The sequence below is a fragment of the Achromobacter sp. ACM01 genome, assembly GCF_014851745.1.
GTDB lineage: Bacteria > Pseudomonadota > Gammaproteobacteria > Burkholderiales > Burkholderiaceae_B > Achromobacter > Achromobacter aegrifaciens.
In genome coordinates this window covers 1,149,164-1,167,806 of sequence record NZ_JACVAF010000003.1, presented here as the reverse complement: position 1 = coordinate 1,167,806, position 18,643 = coordinate 1,149,164, and the positions used below count along the sequence as shown (strand labels likewise).

The window sequence follows — 18,643 nt, the reverse complement described above, 5'->3', positions numbered from 1 at the left end:
GTCTCGGCCCCCCCTTCTTTGAGAGGCACTATAAGGACGCCTTGAAATAAGAAAAAGACAGGATTTGCGTTCTAATGAATACTTTTCCTTATAGGGCGGGTGACCTGGAAAGTCCTGCGCATATACCCCGGGGGCGAATCGTGCCTTGCATGAATGGTGGCCGCGCCGGTGGCGGCGTTCCTGCCGCAGGCTGCCGGTGAATTCCGCGCGAGCACATCTGTGCGCCGCTGCTATATGGTTGCCATAGAATGAAAAACCGAAGTTGCGCGCAGTGATCTGTCCTTTTGTATTCCGCAAAAGTCCGCCGGAGCCGAACGCATGAACCTACGCCAATTGCGCGCCTTCGCGTTGATCGCCGAGCACGGCAGCATCCGCGCCGCAGCGCGAGCGCTCTCCGTGACGCAGCCCGCCGCGACCCGCAGCTTGCGCGAACTCGAACAGACCGTGGGGGTCGATCTCGTGCGCCGCAGCGTCAAGGGTGTGGAGCTGACTACCTACGGCGAGGCGCTGTACAAACGGGCCATCGTCATCCTGCAGGAGACCCGCCGCGCGCGTGAGGAAATCGGTCAGATGCGCGATGGTGAAGGCGGTACGTTGAACCTGGCCGTGAGTTCGGCGGCGCTGGTCGTCGTGCCGGACGCACTGGTTGCATTCCGCGCGCGCATGCCGCGCGTGGCGGTTTCGTTCAATGAAGTGGCGCCGCCTTACAGCCATGAGCAGCTGGAGTCCGGACGCTACGATTTTCTGGTGCAAACCGAGTACGACGGCGAGATCATCGACGGTTTCGCGCATCGTCCGCTGTTCACGCTGCCGCTCGCGGTCGGCGCGCGTCTGGGGCATCCGCTGCGCAAGGCGCGCAGCCTGGCTGAGTTGCATGACGCGCCCTGGCTCGTGCCGGGTAACCCGGAAGCCCCCACAAACCTGCTGAGGCTGGCTTTCGCCGCGCACGGCCTGTCTTTGCCGCGCGACACCATTTCCTGCCATTCGGTGGCAGTGGCGTTGGCCATCATGGCAAAAAGCGATGCGCTGGGCATTTTCGTACGCCCTTTGTTCGAGCATGACCTCCTGCCGGCGAACATGCGCATGATGCCGTTGGCGCATGAGTTGCCTTCTGCCCGCATTTCGATCCTGGCAAAAAAGGAGTCGCCGCCCACGCCGGCCGCCGAGTGCTTCATCGATTGCCTGATCGCCACACGGGACTCCATGTTCGCTGCCTCCAAGGAAGGGCGGTCCAGCGCGCAAAAATCCGGTCTCATGGACTCCGCGGGACTGGCCCTGCCGTGATGCCGGCTGTCGCCCGGAATTTGGGTCAGCGCGCCGGCCTGCCGCGCTTGGGAAGGCTCGCGCCCAGCAGCGCCATGAGCTCCCGATGGTTGCGCACGCCCAGATGCTGGAAGGCCCGGTAGCGATAGGTCAGGGCAGTGGTCTCGGACACGCCCATTTCCAGGGCTGCTTCCTTGGTGGTCAGTCCGTCGAGCACATGCGTGATCAGTTGCCGTTCGCGGCCCGATAGCTTGGTCAAGAGTTGTACCTGCAGCGGCTGGTCCGCGGGCGCGCGCCGGGTCACCTGGACATGGCGCATGACTGCCGCCGCGATCAGCGACGCGTGTTGCGACATGCGCTCGAAGTCCTTGGGACCGTAGTCCGGATACGAAAAGTTCCGGTGCAGACTGACCGCCACCCGGTAGCCGTCAGGGAACACGGCCAGCAGCGACATGCGTTCGCGTATGCCGGGCTCGTCATAGCAGACGCGGCGGTAGTGGGCATCGGCGACCTCTTCGGCGAATTGATGCCCGATCCAGAGTTGGCGCGCTTTGGCGGGTTTGCGCCGGGACAGCCAGATCATGTTGGAGTCCTGCTTGTCGAAGCCCAGGCGCATGTATTCGATGGCGGTCAGCGTCGCGACTTCACCGATGGCGCTGGCGCTCGAAACGGCTTCCACACGCCCGCTGCTGCGCAGCGCAAACACCGTGCAATGACTGGCGGGCAAGGTGGTGCCCAGCGCGTCCAGCACCCCGGCGGCGAAGTTTTCGGCGCCGATTGCATTCATCAGTGCAATGCTCAGCGCCTGGCCGGGAGGAAGGGGCCGCGGCGGCAGCGGCAGCAATTTCATAGCGGGTTAGTCTGTCCTGATTAATTAGGACATATTAACCAGTCCGGCCCCGCAGAATATGACGCAAGCCAATACGGCCTTTTTTTGATGACACGTTCAGGACTTGCGCATGCCCTTGGAAAGAATCGGACCCTTCGAGTACCGGCGCTACCCGCCGTCGCTGCCCCGGCTCAACGCGGAAGGCGGTGAGGCCCGGCATCATCGCGTGCTGATTGCGGGCGGCGGTCCGGTGGGGCTGGCGGCCGCGCTGGGTCTGGCCCGACTGGGCCTGGACAGCGTGGTGATCGAGGCCGACGACTCGGTCTGCGAGGGCAGCCGGGCGGCCTGTATTTCGCGGCGCAGCCTGGAAATCCTGGACCGCCTGGGCGTGGCGCCGGCCTTCATGGAAAAAGGCCTGGCGTGGACCCGGGGCCGCAGCTTTTACGGCACCGAGGAGGTGCTGGTGTTCGACATGCCGTCGACGCCGGGCGACAAGTACCCGCCGATGATCAATCTGCAGCAGTACTACATCGAACAGTTCCTGCTGGACGCCATCGACGACATCAATGGCCGCTTCCCGGGGCGGGTGGATATCCGCTGGGCCAGCAAGGTGGTCGAATGCCGTCCCGACGCCGGGGGCGTGAGCGTGCGGGTCGAAAATCCGCTTGGCAGCTACGAGACGCGCGCCGACTGGCTGCTGGCCTGCGATGGTGGCCAGAGCTTCATACGCTCCAGCCTGGGTCTGGAACTGAAGGGTACGGGCTATCAAGGCCGCTACGCGATCGTCGATATCGAGCTCGCCAGCGACCATCCTGCGGAGCGCCGCGCCTGGTTCGACCCGCCCTGGGCGCGCGGGACCACCATCCTGATGCATCGCCAGCCGGACAACATCTGGCGGGTGGACTATCAACTGGCGGCCGGCGCGGATGCCGCGCAAGCCTTGCAGCCGGATCAGGTGCAGGCATTCGTGCAGACGCATCTGGACGCCATCGGCGAAGGACATCTGCCCTGGACGCCGGTGTGGACTTCGGTGTACCGCGCGGGCGCGATGACGCTGGATGCCTATCGGCATGGCCGCATCCTGTTCGCTGGCAACGCCGCGCATGCCATGCCGATTTTCGGCGTGCGCGGCTTGAATTCAGGTTTTGACGATGCCGACAACCTGGTCTGGAAGCTAGCGGCCGTGCTGCAAGGCAAGGGCGCGGATGCTCTGCTGGACAGCTATTGCAGCGAACGGCGGCAGGCGTTCCACGTCAATGCCGAGAACGCCATGCGCAGTACCGAGTTCATGTCGCCGCCGCATCGCGGCTTCGATCTGATGCGCGAGGCCTGCCTGTCGCTGGCGGGCCGGCATCCGGGCATCGCGCGCCTGGTCAATCCGCGGCAGACGCGAGCCATCGCCTATGCGGGATCGCCCTTGTCGACGGATGACGAGGGCGGGGGCGATTGGGCGCCAGGCGCGCCGATGGCGGATGGCGGGACGGCGGGCGGCGGGCACCTGACCGATCTGCTGACGCCTGGCAGTTTCACTTTGTTGGCGTTCGGCGGCTGGCCGGAACAGGAGGCGCTGGAAGCGCTGACGGCTTCGCCTGCGTGGCGGTTTCTGCCTTGCCGTTGTGCCGCGCCTGCGGCGCACGCGGAGTCGCCGCAGGCCGGCATGGCCTATCTGTTGCGGCCCGACGGCCATGTCTGCGGCCGGTGGCGTTCGCCATCGCTGGACACCGTGCTGTCCGCCATCGAACGCGCCTGCGGGGCGCAAGGAGCCATTCAATGATTGTCGACGCCGCGGTCCAGGACCGTATCTATGCCCGCTGCAGCAACGCCATCGCGACCGCCGGGCGCGGGCGTGAGTCCTTGTTTCTGGCGCGCCTGGCCCTGCTGTTGTTCGAGCAGGTCCAGGACGAGCAGCGTTGCCTGGACGCCATCGAGCACGCCTTGCTTGACCTGCCCAATCCTTCGCTTTCAGCCGACTGACCGGCGACGACCATTCCAAAGGAGACAGACTTGAACCGACGCCATTTCCTCGCGGCGCTGGGGGCCTCGGCCCTGGCCGCAGCCACGCCGCTGGCCCGCGCCCAGGGCAAGTATCCCGACCAACTGATCAAGTGGGTGGTGCCGTATCCCGCGGGCGGAGGCACCGACAACCTCGCGCGCACGCTGGCCGAGTCCATGCGCGCCGCGCTGGGCCAGCAGATCATCATCGACAACCGGCCGGGGGCCGCGACCAATATCGGCGCGGAGCAGGTCGCCAACGCCAAGCCCGACGGCTACACCGTCATGTCGGCGGACAACGGCGTGCTGGCCTTTAACGAGCACCTGTTCCGCAAGCTGGCCTTCAGTCCGGAAAAGGACTTCACCTATATCGGGGCCATCGGCAAGTTTCCGCTGGTGCTGGTGGTGAATCCGGCGTTTCCGGCTGCGGACTTCAAGACGTTCATGGCGCGCGTGCAGGCCGAGCCGGGCAAGGTGGACTACGCCTCGGTCGGCAACGGCTCGCCGCATCATCTGGCCATGGAGCTGTTCCAGAGCCGGACCGGCGCCCGTCTGACCCACGTGCCTTACCGCGGCGCTGCGCCCGCCATGCAGGACGTGATGGGCGGGCAGGTGCCGGTGATGTTCCTGGACCTGGCTTCGGGCGCGTCCATCATCAAGGCCGGCAAGGTGCGGCCGCTGGTCATCGGCTCGCAGGCCCGTTCGCCGCTGCTGCCGGATGTGCCGACGCTGGCCGAACTGGGCGTGCCGGACGCCGAAGTGTTCGCGTTCCAGGGCATGCTCGGCCCCAAGGGCATGCCGGCGCCAGCGGTCGCGCGCCTGAACCAGGAGCTGAATGCGGCGCTGGCCAATCCCGCCGTGGTGAAACGCTTTGCCGAGTTCGGCTTCGAGCCGCTGCCCGGAACGCCTGATGAATTCAGGACTCTGGCGCGCGCCGAATCGGCGCGCTGGGGCGAAGTCATCCGCGCCAACAAGATCTCGCTCGATTGAGGAATCGCATGGACCATACTGCCGCTCGTCCCGTGCAGGGACTGCATCACTTCGCCTGGCGCTGCCGGGATGCCGAGGAGACCCGACGCTTCTACGAAGACCTGTTGGGCTTGCCGCTGGTGCATGTCATCAAGAAGGACTCCGTGCCCAGCACCGGTGAATTCTGCCCCTATGTGCATATTTTTTTCCGCATGCGGGACGGCTCCTGCATCGCGTTTTTCGACCTGGGCGACCAGACCGCGGCGCTGCCATCGCCGAACACGCCCGGTTGGGTCAATCACATAGCCCTGCGGGTGCCGCAGCGCGACGATCTGCTTGCCATGAAGGCGCGGCTGGAGGCCCATGGCGTGGAAGTGGTCGGCGTTACGGACCACGACAGCTACATCGAATCGATCTATTTCTTCGATCCCAACGGCCTGCGGCTGGAGCTGACGGTCGAAGTGGCCGCGCCCGAAGTCGTCGAGGGCTATGTGCGGGAGGCCCGCGCGGCGCTGGACCGCTGGACCGAGGACAAGCGGGGCGCCGCGGCGGCGCCGGGGAGACTGGCATGACCAAGCCTGCCTTGCCATTGCGCGTGGCGACGCGCAGGAACGGCACGCGTGACGGCGAGCTGATGCTGGTGAGCCCGTCGGGCCTGCGATGGATATCCGCGGGGAGCTGCGCCGCTACGCTGCAAACCCTGCTGGATGATTGGGATGCGCTGGCGCCGCAGCTCGCCCGCCGCGCGCAGGAGCTCGACGCCGCCGAGTGGGCGGGAGCGGGCGCGTTCGACGCCAGCCAGTGCATGGCCCCGTTGCCACGGGCCTATCAGTGGGCGGATGCCTCCGTCTACCGCAATCATGCGCGCTTGATCTACCAGTGGCGCCGGGAGCCTATCCCGCCGCGCTACGAAGAGGAGCCGCTGGTGTACCAGGGCGGGTCGGACGTGATGATCGGGCCGCAGGACGCCATCGTGGCGATCGACGAGGCCCATCAGGTCGACCTGGAAGCCGAGGTCGCCGTGATCACCAAGGATGTGCCCATGGGCACCGATGCCGCCCGGGCCGCCGATTTGATCGCGCTGGTGGTCCTGCTCAACGACGTGTCACTGCGCGGGCTGATTCCGGGTGAGCTCTCCAAGGGCTTTGGGTTCTACCAGAGCAAGCCGGCGACCAGCTTTGCGCCCATCGCGGTGACGCCGGACGCGCTGGGCGCCGCCTGGAAGGATTGCATGCTGGACCTGCCCGTGCGCATCGAGATCAACGGCGAGCGCTTCGGCGAGCCTCACGCCAATAGCGAGATCGTCTTCAACTTCGCACAGATCATCGCGCACCTTGCCAGGACGCGCAGCCTGGCGGCAGGCAGCATCATCGGCGCGGGGACCATCAGCAATGCGGATCCGGGCGCGGGCAGCGCCTGCATTACCGAAGCGCGGGTTCGCGCGCAGCTCGACGGAGTGCCGGAAGCGCGGCTGCCGCCCTACCTGCGGCATGGCGATCGCGTGCGCATCCTGGCGCGCGGACCGGATGGCGATGCGCCGTTCGGCGCCATCGACCAATGTGTGCAAATCGCAGGAGGAGGGCGCTGACCGCGGGGATTTCAGGACAGGGTGCGCGCCGGCATGGCCGACAGATCGTGCAGGTTCAGGCCGCAGCTGCGGGCGCGCTCCGCCATCAATTCGCTATGGGCCAGGGCGCGCCGGCTTTCGTCCAGCAGCACGTCGAGCTGTTCCTGCAGGCTGGCCGCCATGGTCCAGGCGCGTTCGGAGAACCGGGCCGAGAAGCTGTCGGCACAGGCCTTGCAGATGGCTGCACCGTTCTGTTCGAGCAGCGGGGCGCCTTGCGCAAGCGTCGATTGGCAAAAAATGCAGGCGAGTGCGCGATTCATGCTGGGCGGCCGGTCCTGGGGTTGAAGGGGCGCGCAACCCGGCGGGTACCAGCGCCCTGACATCAATGGACAACGGCGCTGGCGGCCAACTCTTAAATCGACGGGCCCTTCTAGTCCACGATAAAGCCCCCCGGGCCCGACTGGCCCAGCAGTTCGCGGGCGCATTGCGCCGCCTGGCCGACGGTGGCCACGGCCAGGAATGGCACGCCGAAGGCGCGGGTCATCTTTTCGCCGCGCTTGCGGATCTTGTCCAACGCTTCGGCATTGCCCTCCACGGCGATGAATGCCCGGCAGCGGGCCTTCAGGCGCGGCATGTTGGCGGTCTGCCATTCGATCATGGCCTTGCGGTCGGCCTGACCGGCTTCCTGGCGCATGTCGGGCACGACCATGACGAAGCTCTGGGGGTTGTTTACCAGCATTTCCATTTCGCGTATCCAGCTGGCGGAATAGCCGTCGGGCGCGCCGCCATGCCTGGACGTGACGATGGGAAACTGGGACAGGTCGTGGAAGAAAAACTGTTCGTGGTTCATTCGAATTCTCCGTGAGGAAGGGCGGCGGCGTTCTTGCCGCAGCCGCAGTGGCCGTAAAGCACCAGGCTGTAGGAGTCCAGCAGGAAGCCGCTGCGCTTGGCGATCTTCCTGACCAGCTGGCCCATGGCCGGGTCGCTGGACTCAAGGATCCGTCCGCAATCGGTGCAGACCAGATGATCGTGGTGTCCTTTGTCGTTGAGCTCGTACACGGTGGTGTGAGCGTCGAGCTGAGTTCGTTTGAGCAGGCCGGCGCCTTCAAGTTGCGTGATGACGCGATAAACGGTGGCCAGTCCGATGTTGCTGCTGTCCGAGAGCAGGTTGCGGTAGATGTCGGCCGGGCTCATGTGCAGGCCGGCGTGCTGATAGAAGAGATCCAGGATCTTCATGCGCGGGAAGGTGGCCTTGATGCCGGCATGGCGCAGTCTTGAGTGGTCCATGGGAGGTTTTCCTTGCGTGGCTGATATCCAGGTGAGAATGATGTACATTTCCAACTGGATCCGCTCACCGGAAACCGTCAACCTGTAGCTCAAACCTGCCAACCATGCTTCACGTGGCCGTTGCGCCTCCCCTGCCGGACGTATTGCTGACGCCGTTCAGCGTCCAGGGACGGCGTGAATCCAAAGGCATTGCCGTACCCTCTCATGTCCATGACGAGGGCATGCTGGTGCTCGTGCACGAGGGGCTGGTACTGGTGCAGGCGGGCGCCCAGGTTTGGACGGTGATGCCGGGCAGTTTGGGCTGGATTCCGCCCGGCGTGCAGCACGGCGCGCGCTGGTTCGGCGAGGCGCGCGGGTCCTTCCTGTACGTGCGCCGCGACGCCTGCGGGCGCCTGCCGGACCGCTGCCGCTCCTGGCCCGCGTCCAGGCTGATCGAAGCCCTGATGGACCGCTTCACGTCGGTCCAGCCGAACACGACCTTGTCTCCCGCCTACCAGGAACAGTTGTTCGACGTGCTGCTGGAAGAGCTCAAGCAGCGCGAGCATGAACCCGTGCTGTTGCCCATGCCTGTCGATCCGCGTTTGCAGGATCTGGCCAATACGCTGCTGGACCGGCCAGACGACACCGCCGGCATCGATGAGTGGGCGCAGCGCCTGAGCATGTCCTCGCGCACGCTGATGCGCCGCTTCCGCCAGGAAACGGGCGTCACGCTGGGGCAATGGCGCCAGCAGGCGCGCCTGTTGCGCGCCCTGGAGCTGCTTTGCCGCGGCGGCTCGGTCACCGAGGCCGGCCTCTCGGTGGGTTACGAGAGCACCAGCGCCTTCATCGGCAGCTTCCGCGCCGCTTTCGGCGTGACGCCTACGCGCTACCTGGCCGAACGCGAGTAGTTCAGCCCCCCGGCCGTGGGCTTTACGGATTTTCACGGTTCTCCGACAGTTTTGCCGATCTTCCCGGACACCCCCTGCCTAGTATGACGCCAGGGTCGGACAGGCCTTTTCGTCCTGCCCGCCATGCTTCAGGGGTGTTTCATGAATGACTTGTTTTTATTGGCGTTGCCGCCGTCCGGGAGTGCGCCGTGAGCCAGCAACGCGTCGGCGCGCTGCTTATCCACGGCTTGGGCGGCACCGAATTCGACATGGGCGCCATGCACAAGGTGCTGGCGCGCGCCGGGGTCGAACCCCACGGCGTGACCTTGCCCGGCCATGCCGGTTGTCCGGAAGACCTGCTTGACGTGACGGTCGAGGACTGGATGGCGGTGGTCACGCAGCGCTATCGCGAACTTTGTGCGCAATACGAGGTACTGCATGTCATCGGCATGTGCCTGGGGGCGCTGCTGGCGGTGGAGCTATGCAAGCGCGAATCGCACACGCGCGGCGCGTTGGTGTCGCTGTCCGCGCCGGTGTTCCTGGATGGATGGAGCACGCCCTGGTACCGGGCCGTGCGCTACCTGGTGTATCGCCTGCCGGGCCTGCGGCGGCGGATTCGCGTGCGCGAGGAAGATCCATATGGAGTCAAGAGCGAACTGGTGCGCGCCTTCATCAAGGCGGGGTTCGCGCGCGGCGACGGTTTCCATTACCAGTGGGTGCCGCTGGCTTGCGTGCGCCAGGTGGACCGGTTGCGCGGCATGGTGCGGCGCGGGCTGGAGCGCATGCGCTGCCCGACTCTGATCATGCATGCGGAAGAGGACGAGCTGACCAGTCCGCGCTCAGCCCGCTTCCTGGAGCGGCGCATATCCCAGTCGACGGTGGTGATGCTGGAGGACAGCTATCACATGATCTGCGTGGACCAGGAGCGCGAACGCGTGATGCGCAATGTGCTGGGCTTCCTGGGCAAGGACCCCGACATCGTCCGAATGCGCAAGCGGGTTCGGGCCCCCGCGGCCGATGTCTGCTCCGGGCAGGCGATGCTGGCGCAGGCCGGCCATTCCTGCGCCGGCTGAAACCCGACTCAGGCCGCGGCGGGCTGGTTGGGGTGCAGGGGGCCTTGCGGATCGTTCTCGGCGTCCGGCCGGGGCGGCACCGGGGCTAATCCCAGCGCCAGGCGCAGGCGCTGGCAATCCGGATTGGGCGAGCCGTCCGGCATCCAGATGTCGAATTCCCGGCACGGCGTGGGGCGGTTTTCGTAGATGGCGCAATGGATGCCGGGCTGGCCGAGTTCGCCGCGCAGCGAGATGCAGCGGCCGCCGCCGGTTTCCGTGCCCTTCATGCACGCGCGCAGCGGGCTCATCTGGGTGACCAGTTCCACCGGCACATGGCCGCCGTTCTCGCCTGCCAGTTCGCCGCAATAGAACGACACCCTGAAATGCGCACAGCACGCCCCGCAGTCCAGACAGGGGTTGGCGGCCGGGTCGTCGCCTGCCAGGACGGCGGGAGAGACGAAGGAAATGAGAGAGGACTCTAGCAGGGACATGGCGCGCGGGAGGCTGAAAACCTGTCCAGGCCCCGGCTGGCTCGCAAAACGGGCTGCATGATGCAGACCCCCCGTGCAGCGCCGGGATGCGCGCGGACAGGGCCGGCGCGGGATCAGGGCTGCAAATAGTAGCGGGATATGATCGGCGGCCGCCATGCTTTTTTTGCGCATGGGCGGACTTTTATCGGGGACGTTGCTGCGGTAGCATCGGTAGCCCCGATAGCGCCCAGGAGCCTGCCTTGAACGCCAACACCGAATCCCCCGACGGTCTGATCCGTTGCGGCTGGGTGGACACGTCCGCCGAGTACATGGCCTACCACGACACTGAATGGGGCTACCCCGAAGGCGACGACCGGGCGCTGTTCGAGCAGCTTTGCCTGGAAGGATTCCAGTCGGGGTTGAGCTGGCGCACCATCCTGTCCAAGCGCGACGCCTTCCGCCGCGGCTTCGCCAACTTCGAGCCCGCCAAGGTGGCGAGCTTCGGCGAAAAAGAGGTGTTGAGGCTGCTGGACGACGCCGGCATCGTGCGCCATCGCGGCAAGATCGAAGCCGTCATCAACAATGCCGCCCGTGCGCTGGAAATGATCGAGCGCGAAGGCTCGCTGGGCGCCTACCTGTGGCGCTTCGAAGCCCCGAAGGGGGCGCCGTCGACCCGCGGCGCCTCGACCTCGGCGCAATCCGAGGCCTTGTCCAAGGCGCTGAAGAAACTGGGCTGGAAATTTGTCGGGCCCACCACCGTCTACGCCTTCATGCAGTCGGTGGGCATGGTGAATGACCACAGCCCCGATTGCCATTGCCACGCCGCCAGCGAGAAAGCCCGCAAGGCCTTCAAGCGGCCGGCGTAGCGGCCGCGGGGCAGGGGCTCAGGCGGCGGGCTTTTCGCTGGAGGAGGATGATGCGCCAGCCTGTTCCGGCAGGCTGTAGCGGCCTTCGCGATAGGCCCAACTGGGCCACAGCGCGTGGGCCAGCGCCTCGGACGCCAGTTCTGGATCCAGCGGCACGGGCGCGTATTCCTCGGGCGCCGTATAGCGGTACTGCAGAGGCGTCTTGTTGGGCGCCATCACCAGCAGATCGTCTTCCTTCAGATAGCCGTAGGTATTGTCGTACTGCATGATCGCCCGGCCCGGCGTGCTGCGGGTGAGGTCGTGGCCGATCATGGGGTGCTCGGTGTCCACGCCTATCAGCGACAGCAGGGTCGGCGCCAGGTCGATCTGGCTGATCAGGCGGTCGTCGCGGCGCGGCTCGATGCCGGCGCCCAGGATCACGGCCGGAATATGGAAGTGGCGCACGGGCACCAGGCTGGCGCCGAAGACGCGGGAATCGTGGTCCGCCGCTATCAGGAATACGGTGTTCTCCCAGTACGGCGAGGCTTTGGCGCGTTCAAAGAAGCGGCCCAGCGCCCAGTCGGCGTAGCGCACGGTGTTCTCCACGGTGGCCGGGTTGCCGTCGGTCTGGATGCGGCCTGCCGGGTACTCCCAGGGCGAATGGTTGGACACGCTGAAGGCCAGCGTGAAGGTGGGCTGGTCGCCGTCTTCGCGCAGCAGCCGGTCAAGCTGGTTGAACATGTCTTCGTCCGACGCGCCCCAGGTGCCGACGAAGGCCGGGTCCACGAAATCGGGCCGGTCCACGATCTGCTTGAAACCGTTGCCCAGGAAGAAGCCCTTCATGTTGTCGAAGTGCGATTCGCCGCCGTAGATGAAGCGCGAATGGTAGCCATGGCGTCCGAGCAGGTCGGCCAGCGAGAAGAAGCCGCGCTGCGAGCGCGGCAGCTTCAGCACCGCCTGCGCCGGAGTGGGCAGAAAGCCCGTGACCACCGCTTCCAGCCCGCGCACCGAGCGGGTGCCGGTGGCATAGGCGCGGGTGAAGGTCCAGGCTTCGCGTGCCAGGGCGTCCAGTTCCGGCGTCAGGTCGGCTCCGCCCAGGCCGGCGCAATACTGCGCGCCCAGGCTTTCTTCCAGGATGATCACCAGGTTCAGCGGCCGCGCCGTTTTGCGGGTGGCCACCTGGCGGTGCAGGCTGGGGTAGTCGGGGTTGGCGGGCGGGTTGGGCAGGCCGGCCTGGGCCAGCACCCTCGCGTGCATCTTGTCGTCGTCCATGCCGCCGTACACGGCGGAGGCGGACTTTTCGTTCTTCATGCTGTAGACGGCATAGAACACGTTATAGAGCGAGTTCAACGCCAGCGTGTTGAGCATGCCGTCCGAGCTATAGGCGACCGAGGACGGGTTGATCGGGCGGTGGCCCAGCGTGCCGCGGATGGCCAGGATGACGATGGCCAGGATCGCCAGACTGGCTAGCGGCATCTGCCACCAGCTCAGTTGCGCGTCGGGCAGGGCGTGGCCGAACAGGCCGTAGGCGCCCCAACCAATGAGGCCCACGACGGCCAGACCGCCCACCAGTGCGCCCTTGTAGCCGCGCCAGAGCATGCCGGAGACTTCGCGCGGATGCTTCAGGTATTCGACGAACAGGCGGTTGGGGCGGGAGTCGTATTCCAGGATGAAGGGCGGGGTGGCCACTTCCAGGAAGGCCAGCAGGATGAAGGCGACCAAATACCAGTAGCCGGCCAGCGTGGCGGCCAGCGGGATGTGTCCGAACAAGGGCGACAGCACGGCCGGCAGCGCCGCCAGCACGGCGATCTGGTGCGCGTCGATGCGCAGCCCGCCGAGCAGCAGGGGGAGGAGCCCCCCGGCATCGCGCACGCGCTTGGACTGCCAGGCGGCCAGCGCCAGGCGGCTGAGCGTCAGCAGCGCAAATGCCGCTACCACGAAAATCAAGGTCGAATGCCGCATCGGGCCTCCAGGTTGTTCTGCTGCCCGGTCAGAGGGGCCGGGGTCTGTCGTTCAGGCATTTGAGCGTGACCGGCGTCGAAAATTCGGTAGGCGCCGACGTCTGGGTCACATTTCGCCGTAGGAAGCCATTTCGGTTTGTAACCGACCGTCCCAGGGCTGGGCACGCGCCATGCTGCGCAAACCCCGGCTGGCACGCGCCGGGCGCCACCGCCTGGAGAGCCGGGCGAGGAAAAATCCGCACACATTATGGGGCCGGAAAGCCTGGCTGGCCCTGCGGGCCGCGATACCCTTAAAGGTAACGAGGGCCGGTAGCGGTGCGCCGGCCGCAATGCCAAGGATAATAACCATGACGCGCTCAGGAAAAATAGCGATCGGGATTGTAGGGGGAGCGGCGCTCCTCGTGGCGATTTTGGTGGCGGTGATCGCCACCTTCGACTGGAACCGCGCCAAGCCCTTCATCAACGAACGGGCCAGCGCCGCGATCGGACGCCCCTTTGCCATCAACGGCGATCTCAGCGTCAAATGGACTCGCGAGCCCGATGAAGGCAGCTGGCGGGCCTGGGTGCCATGGCCGCATGTGATTGCCAACGATATCTCGGTGGCCAATGTGCCCTGGGCCAAGGCCCCCCAGTTCGCAACCCTCAAGCGCGGCGAGTTCAGCCTGGCGCTCCTGCCGCTGTTGCGCCAGCGCGTGGTCATCCGCCGCATCCAGCTGACCGAACCCGCCGCCGATTTGCAGCGCCTGGCTGACGGCCGCGCCAACTGGGAATTTACGTTGCCAGAAACCGGCGAGCCTTCGCCCTGGGTGCTGGACATCAACGAGATCGGCTTTGACAAGGGCCGCGCGGCGCTGGTGGACGAAGTCCTCAAGGCGGACCTGACCGTGATGGTGGATCCGCTGGGCAAGCCAGTGCCGTTCGCGGACGTAGCCGGGGCGGCCTTCGCGGCACCGGAGGGTGGCGCCGCGACGTCGCCGCGCGACTACGTATTCGGCTGGAAGCTGGACGGCAAGTTCAAGGGCCTGGCCACCAAGGGCGAAGGCAAGGTTGGCGGCATGCTTGCCCTGCAGGACGCCAGCCAGCCTTTTCCTGTGCAGGCGGACGTGACCATCGGCGGTACCCGGGCGTCAGTCGCGGGGACCTTGACCGATCCGGTCAATCTTGGCTCGCTGGATCTGCGTTTGAAGCTGTCGGGCGCGTCCATGGCGCAGCTGTACCCGCTGACGGGTGTCACCCTGCCGGACACGCCGCCGTATTCCACTGACGGCCATCTGGTGGCCAAGCTGCGCAATCCCGGCGGGGCGGTGTTCGACTACAAGGATTTCAACGGCAAGGTAGGCAACAGCGATCTGCATGGCGACATCAGCTTCGCACTGGGTATGCCCCGGCCCAAGCTGACCGGCAAGCTTTCCTCCAAACAATTGCGCATGGAGGACCTGGGGCCGCTGATCGGCGTGCCGTCGGGCAAGGTGGCGGGCGCCGCAACGGACAAGGCCAAGGACGCGCCGGCCAAGCCCAAGGGCGGCAAGGTGCTGCCCACGCAGGCATTCCGCACGGACCGCTGGCGTGACATGGATGCGGACGTTGCGCTGGACGCCGGCCGCATCGTGCACGACAGCAAGCTGCCGCTGTCGGACCTGTCCGTGCACCTGGTGCTGCAGGACGGCAAGCTGACGCTCGACCCCCTGCGCTTCGGCATGGCCGGCGGCAACATCAATTCCACCATACGGCTGGACGGCTCCGGCTCGACCCTGACCGGGCGCGTGGACATCAGCGCGCGCCGCCTGCGGCTCAAGCAGCTGTTTCCCGCCACAGCCGCCATGCAGAAAACGCTGGGCGAGCTGAATGGCGACATGGCGGTGAGCGGCGCGGGGAATTCGGTGGCCGCCTTGCTGGGCACGGCGACGGGCGATGTGAAAATGCTGGTCAACGATGGCGTCATCAGCCGCAGCCTGATGGAGATCGCGGGGCTCAACGTGGGCAACTACGTCGTCTCCAAGCTGTTCGGCGACGACGAGGTGAAGATCAATTGCGGCGCGGCCGATCTGGAAATGAAGAACGGCGTCATGACGCCGCGCGTGTTCGTGTTCGACACCGAGAACGCGCTGATCAGCATTACCGGCACGGCTGATTTCAAGAACGAGAAGATGGACCTGGACATCACCCCGGACAGCAAGGGCTTCCGCATCTTCTCGCTGCGCTCTCCCTTGTATGTGCGGGGTACGTTCGGATCGCCGGACGTGGGCGTGCATGTGTTGCCGCTGGCGGCGCGTGGCGCGGGCATGGTGGCCCTGGGCGTACTGCTGACGCCGGCCGCCGGGCTGTTGGCGCTGGTTGCGCCCAGCACCACCGACGACAATGCCTGCGGCCCCTTGCTGAAGGAGATGCGCGTGCCGCCCAAGGCCCCGCCGCCCGCTCAGCCCAAAGGCAAATAGGGCTCAGGCCGGCGAGGCCCGGCGCGCTCCGGCCTGGGCATCGTCGTCCGCGACGCAGACGGCGTTGCGGCCATGGTTCTTGGCGTAGTAGAGCGCCTGGTCGGCGCGCTGTAGTACGGCGTCGAGCGTCGCGCCATGTGCGGGGTAGGCCGCCACGCCTGCCGAAATGGTGAGGGGCGTGGCGACGGCACCCGGCTCCGTGGCAATGCGCTGGCGCAGCCGCTCGACCAGCGCGATGGCGGCTTCCAGGGGGGCGCCGGGCAGCAGCATGACGAACTCTTCGCCGCCGGCGCGCGCCACGGTGTCGCCGCTGCGCGAACCTTCGCCCATCAGCTTGGCCAGGGACTGCAGTGCGTGGTCTCCCACCGCGTGGCCGTAGCGGTCATTGATGTGCTTGAAGTGGTCAATGTCGATGACCACGGCGGCCACCGGTTGCTTCTCGGCTTGCAGCAGCGCCAGCGCCTCGTCCATTCCTCGCCGGTTCAAGAGGCCCGTCAAGGTATCCGTGGTGGTTTCACGGCGCAGGTCGCGGATCTTGTGATGGATCGAGGACAGGCCCGCCAGCAGCGCGCGCTTGAGTTGCGCGGCTTCAAAGTACCAGGAGCGCACGTCGCGGATGCGATCCGCCGAATCCGCGTTCTGCATGTGCTTGGCGATGCCGGCCAGTTCGCCTAGCGGCCGGGCGATCCAGCGCGACAGCAGCCAGATGGAAGCCACGGAAAGCAGCAGCAGGGGCAGGGTATGGAGAGCCGTGGTCAGAAGCAGATCGCCCAGGGGCTGCAACGTGGCGTCGACGTGGCGTTGCGCGATGATGCTCCAGCCCATGCCGGGCACTGGCGCATAGCCCGTCAGCAAGGCGTGGCCGTCGTCGTCGGTGAAGCGCATTTCACCGGTTTCGCCTCGCAAGGCGGGGGCGAACGCGTCGGATTTGGAGACGCTTTGTCCCAACCGGCCGCGGTCGGGGTGATAGATCAGGGTGCCGTTGCGATCGATGACGTAAAGAGAGGAGTCGCCGCGGTAGAAGTGCTGGCTCAGCAGGTGATCCAGCATGTTGTGCTCATGCAGGTAAAGCGTGCCGCCGAGAAACCCCAGATAGCGGTGGTCGGCCGAGAAAATAGGGTGGGTGTACAGGATCAGCCAGCGGTTCTTGAGGTCCAGGAACGGAGGGCTGACCGTGGGGAGCAAGGTTGCCTGCGCGCGCCTGACGGCCTCGCTGTTCAGCTGCTGGCCCAGCAACGCGCGGTCCGATGTCGATGCCGCCAGTACCCTGCCTTGCGGCGACACGACAAACGTGGAGTTGAATTGGCCGAGTTGCCGTTCCTGCCGCTGCGTCTCGGCCACCATGTGTTCGGGGTGCACTTCCATGTCGGCCAGCATTTCCGCGCTATACGACAGATAGTTTCTGAGGTCGGTCAGGAACACGTCGGTCACGGAAGCCAGCTTGGACGCGTAGGCCTGATTGAGTTCCAGCGCGGTGCGCAGCAGAAGGTCGCGCTGCACCAGGTAGCTGGCATGCAGGCTGCCCATCAGCGCGAGCACAACCGACAGCAAGCTGATCCACAGGATGAGATGCCGCAGATTGATCCGGAACATGACGTTATCCGTTGGGTATGCTTTCGGTCAGCGCGTCCCAGGCTCTCATTGCCTGTCTGGCCACGGCTTGCAAGGTCTTGCGGCTGGCGCCGTCGCGCGCCTGGATCGACATGCCGTGCAGCACGGTGGTGTAGAAGGCGGCCAGGCTCTTGAGGTCGGCGCCGGCCGGCAGTTCGCCATGCGAGGCGCCGGCATTGAGGCGGGCCAGGATGCGGCTTTGCATGTCGCGGCGGTTGTCGCCCAGGAAGTCGCCCACGCCGGCCGGATTTACGCAGCCTGCCGGCGCGCTCAGCACGATCATGCAGCCCGAGGGCGTGCCGGGAGCGGTGAAGCGTTCGGCGGACGCCAGCAGCATGGACTGGATGGCTTCGCGCGCCGTGGGCGCTTCTTGCAGCGCACGCCGGGCCGAGCCACCCTCGGTCTCGCGGTAGAGCTCCACCGCTTCGCGGAATAGTCCTTCCTTTGAGCCGAATGCGCCATAGAGGCTGGGCGAATTGATGCCCATCGCCGCCGTGAGGTCGGTCAGCGATGCTCCGTCATATCCCTTCGACCAGAAGACGTCCATGGCCTTGCGCAAGGCCTGGGCACGGTCGAAGTTCCTGGGGCGCCCACGTTCTGCCATAGGCGTGATTTTACCCGGCAGGGATTTTTGTGGTGATTGATAAAAAAATAGTTGACGGGCGGTGGAGGGCTCGGCGAATATATTTGTACTGATCACTACAAATATGGGTATCGCAATGCCGAATCTGACTGGAAAAATTGTCTTCGTCACCGGCGGCAGCCGGGGTATCGGGGCCGCCATCGTGCGCCGCCTTGCAGCCGATGGCGCCGACGTGGCGTTCACTTACGTGAGCGCCTCCTCGGCCGCCGGTGCGCAGGCGCTGGCGCGTGAACTGTCGGTGGACGGGCGCCGCGCGCTCGCCATCCAGGCAGATGCGGCAGACGCGTCCGCAGTCCGCGGCGCGGTCGACCGGGCCATCGCCGAGCTGGGCCCCATCGACGTGCTGGTCAACAACGCCGGCATCTTCCTGACCGGCGCGATCGGCGAGACCAGCCTCGACGACTACGAACGCACCATGGACATCAACGTGCGCGCGCCCTTCGTCGCCATCCAGGCGGCACAGGCGTCCATGCCGGACGGCGGACGCATCATCAACATCGGCAGCTGCCTGGCAGGCCGCGCGGGCCGCGCCGGTGTCGCGCTGTATGCCGCCAGCAAGTCCGCGCTGGTCGGCCTGACCCAGGGCCTGGCGCGCGACCTGGGCGCACGTGGCATCACCGCCAACGTAGTGCACCCCGGCCCGATCGACACCGACATGAATCCCGCCGACGGCGCGCATGCGGCGGATCTGGTGGCGGTGCTGTCCTTGCCGCACTACGGCGAAGCGCGTGACATCGCCGGCATGGTGGCGTTCCTGGCCGGGCCGGAAGGGCGCTACGTCACGGGCGCGAGCCTGGCGGTGGACGGCGGATTTGCGGCTTGAGGCCGGTCTGGAAAAAGTTTTTTCCACCTG

Annotated in this window: 19 protein-coding genes; 11 read left to right on the top strand and 8 right to left on the bottom strand. The window is 66.2% G+C overall.

What is annotated here, in order from left to right; genetic code table 11:
• Positions 1 to 318 precede the first annotated feature (318 nt).
• Positions 319 to 1,284, top strand: coding sequence for a LysR substrate-binding domain-containing protein (locus tag IB268_RS20150; RefSeq protein WP_054457570.1), 966 nt, complete (start codon positions 319 to 321; stop codon positions 1,282 to 1,284).
• Between the two features lie 25 nt (positions 1,285 to 1,309).
• On the opposite strand, the gene IB268_RS20145 is transcribed toward IB268_RS20150, so the two are convergent.
• On the bottom strand, positions 1,310 to 2,050 hold the full coding sequence (locus tag IB268_RS20145; RefSeq protein ID WP_225589009.1) for a helix-turn-helix transcriptional regulator: 741 nt from the start codon (positions 2,048 to 2,050) through the stop codon (positions 1,310 to 1,312).
• A 172-nt stretch (positions 2,051 to 2,222) separates the two neighbouring features.
• On the opposite strand from IB268_RS20145, the gene IB268_RS20140 reads away from it, so the two are divergent.
• From IB268_RS20140 to IB268_RS20120, 5 genes are read left to right on the top strand one after another with little or no spacing between them, the layout of a single operon-like run.
• Positions 2,223 to 3,866, top strand: coding sequence for an FAD-dependent monooxygenase (locus tag IB268_RS20140; RefSeq protein ID WP_192354709.1), 1,644 nt, complete (start codon positions 2,223 to 2,225; stop codon positions 3,864 to 3,866).
• Positions 3,863 to 4,066 (top strand): hypothetical protein, encoded by a 204-nt coding sequence (locus IB268_RS20135; RefSeq protein ID WP_054457567.1) that lies wholly within the window; start codon positions 3,863 to 3,865, stop codon positions 4,064 to 4,066. Before IB268_RS20140 ends, IB268_RS20135 begins: the two co-directional genes overlap by 4 nt.
• A 30-nt stretch (positions 4,067 to 4,096) precedes the next feature.
• Complete coding sequence (locus IB268_RS20130; protein ID WP_192354708.1) at positions 4,097 to 5,074, top strand: tripartite tricarboxylate transporter substrate binding protein; 978 nt, start codon at positions 4,097 to 4,099, stop codon at positions 5,072 to 5,074.
• Positions 5,075 to 5,082: 8 nt separating this feature from the next.
• Positions 5,083 to 5,625: a VOC family protein gene (locus IB268_RS20125; RefSeq protein ID WP_054457565.1), complete on the top strand. Its 543-nt coding sequence runs from the start codon at positions 5,083 to 5,085 to the stop codon at positions 5,623 to 5,625.
• On the top strand, positions 5,622 to 6,641 hold the full coding sequence (locus IB268_RS20120) for a fumarylacetoacetate hydrolase family protein (RefSeq protein WP_192354707.1): 1,020 nt from the start codon (positions 5,622 to 5,624) through the stop codon (positions 6,639 to 6,641). The genes IB268_RS20125 and IB268_RS20120 overlap by 4 nt, the downstream gene beginning before the upstream one ends.
• A gap of 11 nt (positions 6,642 to 6,652) precedes the next feature.
• Here IB268_RS20120 and IB268_RS20115 read toward each other — a convergent pair whose 3' ends face one another.
• The 3 genes from IB268_RS20115 to IB268_RS20105 form a co-directional block, all read right to left on the bottom strand.
• On the bottom strand, positions 6,653 to 6,940 hold the full coding sequence (locus tag IB268_RS20115; protein WP_054457563.1) for a hypothetical protein: 288 nt from the start codon (positions 6,938 to 6,940) through the stop codon (positions 6,653 to 6,655).
• 110 nt (positions 6,941 to 7,050) lie between these two features.
• On the bottom strand, positions 7,051 to 7,470 hold the full coding sequence (locus tag IB268_RS20110) for a hypothetical protein (protein ID WP_054457562.1): 420 nt from the start codon (positions 7,468 to 7,470) through the stop codon (positions 7,051 to 7,053).
• Positions 7,467 to 7,907 (bottom strand): Fur family transcriptional regulator, encoded by a 441-nt coding sequence (locus IB268_RS20105; protein WP_054457561.1) that lies wholly within the window; start codon positions 7,905 to 7,907, stop codon positions 7,467 to 7,469. The genes IB268_RS20110 and IB268_RS20105 overlap by 4 nt, the downstream gene beginning before the upstream one ends.
• A gap of 104 nt (positions 7,908 to 8,011) precedes the next feature.
• Here IB268_RS20105 and IB268_RS20100 point away from each other — a divergent pair, with 104 nt between their 5' ends.
• Positions 8,012 to 8,794 (top strand): AraC family transcriptional regulator, encoded by a 783-nt coding sequence (locus IB268_RS20100; RefSeq protein ID WP_119451421.1) that lies wholly within the window; start codon positions 8,012 to 8,014, stop codon positions 8,792 to 8,794.
• A gap of 188 nt (positions 8,795 to 8,982) precedes the next feature.
• Positions 8,983 to 9,846, top strand: coding sequence for a carboxylesterase (locus tag IB268_RS20095; protein ID WP_054457560.1), 864 nt, complete (start codon positions 8,983 to 8,985; stop codon positions 9,844 to 9,846).
• Positions 9,847 to 9,854: 8 nt separating this feature from the next.
• Here the strand turns inward: IB268_RS20095 and IB268_RS20090 are convergent, their stop codons facing one another.
• Positions 9,855 to 10,316: a YkgJ family cysteine cluster protein gene (locus tag IB268_RS20090; RefSeq protein ID WP_059373686.1), complete on the bottom strand. Its 462-nt coding sequence runs from the start codon at positions 10,314 to 10,316 to the stop codon at positions 9,855 to 9,857.
• A 239-nt stretch (positions 10,317 to 10,555) separates the two neighbouring features.
• On the opposite strand from IB268_RS20090, the gene IB268_RS20085 reads away from it, so the two are divergent.
• Entirely contained in the window at positions 10,556 to 11,161 is a 606-nt protein-coding gene (locus tag IB268_RS20085) for a DNA-3-methyladenine glycosylase I (RefSeq protein WP_192354706.1), read from the top strand.
• A gap of 18 nt (positions 11,162 to 11,179) precedes the next feature.
• On the opposite strand, the gene IB268_RS20080 is transcribed toward IB268_RS20085, so the two are convergent.
• Positions 11,180 to 13,102 carry an LTA synthase family protein gene (locus IB268_RS20080; RefSeq protein ID WP_192354705.1) on the bottom strand — a complete coding sequence of 641 codons (1,923 nt, stop codon included), beginning with the start codon at positions 13,100 to 13,102 and terminating at the stop codon, positions 11,180 to 11,182.
• A 346-nt stretch (positions 13,103 to 13,448) separates the two neighbouring features.
• Between IB268_RS20080 and IB268_RS20075 the strand changes: the two genes are divergently transcribed.
• Complete coding sequence (locus IB268_RS20075) at positions 13,449 to 15,536, top strand: AsmA family protein (protein WP_125472058.1); 2,088 nt, start codon at positions 13,449 to 13,451, stop codon at positions 15,534 to 15,536.
• 3 nt (positions 15,537 to 15,539) lie between these two features.
• Here the strand turns inward: IB268_RS20075 and IB268_RS20070 are convergent, their stop codons facing one another.
• Positions 15,540 to 17,129: a sensor domain-containing diguanylate cyclase gene (locus IB268_RS20070; protein ID WP_192354704.1), complete on the bottom strand. Its 1,590-nt coding sequence runs from the start codon at positions 17,127 to 17,129 to the stop codon at positions 15,540 to 15,542.
• Positions 17,130 to 17,133: 4 nt separating this feature from the next.
• Positions 17,134 to 17,751, bottom strand: coding sequence for a TetR/AcrR family transcriptional regulator (locus IB268_RS20065; protein ID WP_054457553.1), 618 nt, complete (start codon positions 17,749 to 17,751; stop codon positions 17,134 to 17,136).
• 115 nt (positions 17,752 to 17,866) lie between these two features.
• Between IB268_RS20065 and IB268_RS20060 the strand changes: the two genes are divergently transcribed.
• Positions 17,867 to 18,613, top strand: a complete 747-nt coding sequence (locus IB268_RS20060) for an SDR family oxidoreductase (protein ID WP_192354703.1) — start codon at positions 17,867 to 17,869, stop codon at positions 18,611 to 18,613.
• Positions 18,614 to 18,643: the final 30 nt, after the last annotated feature.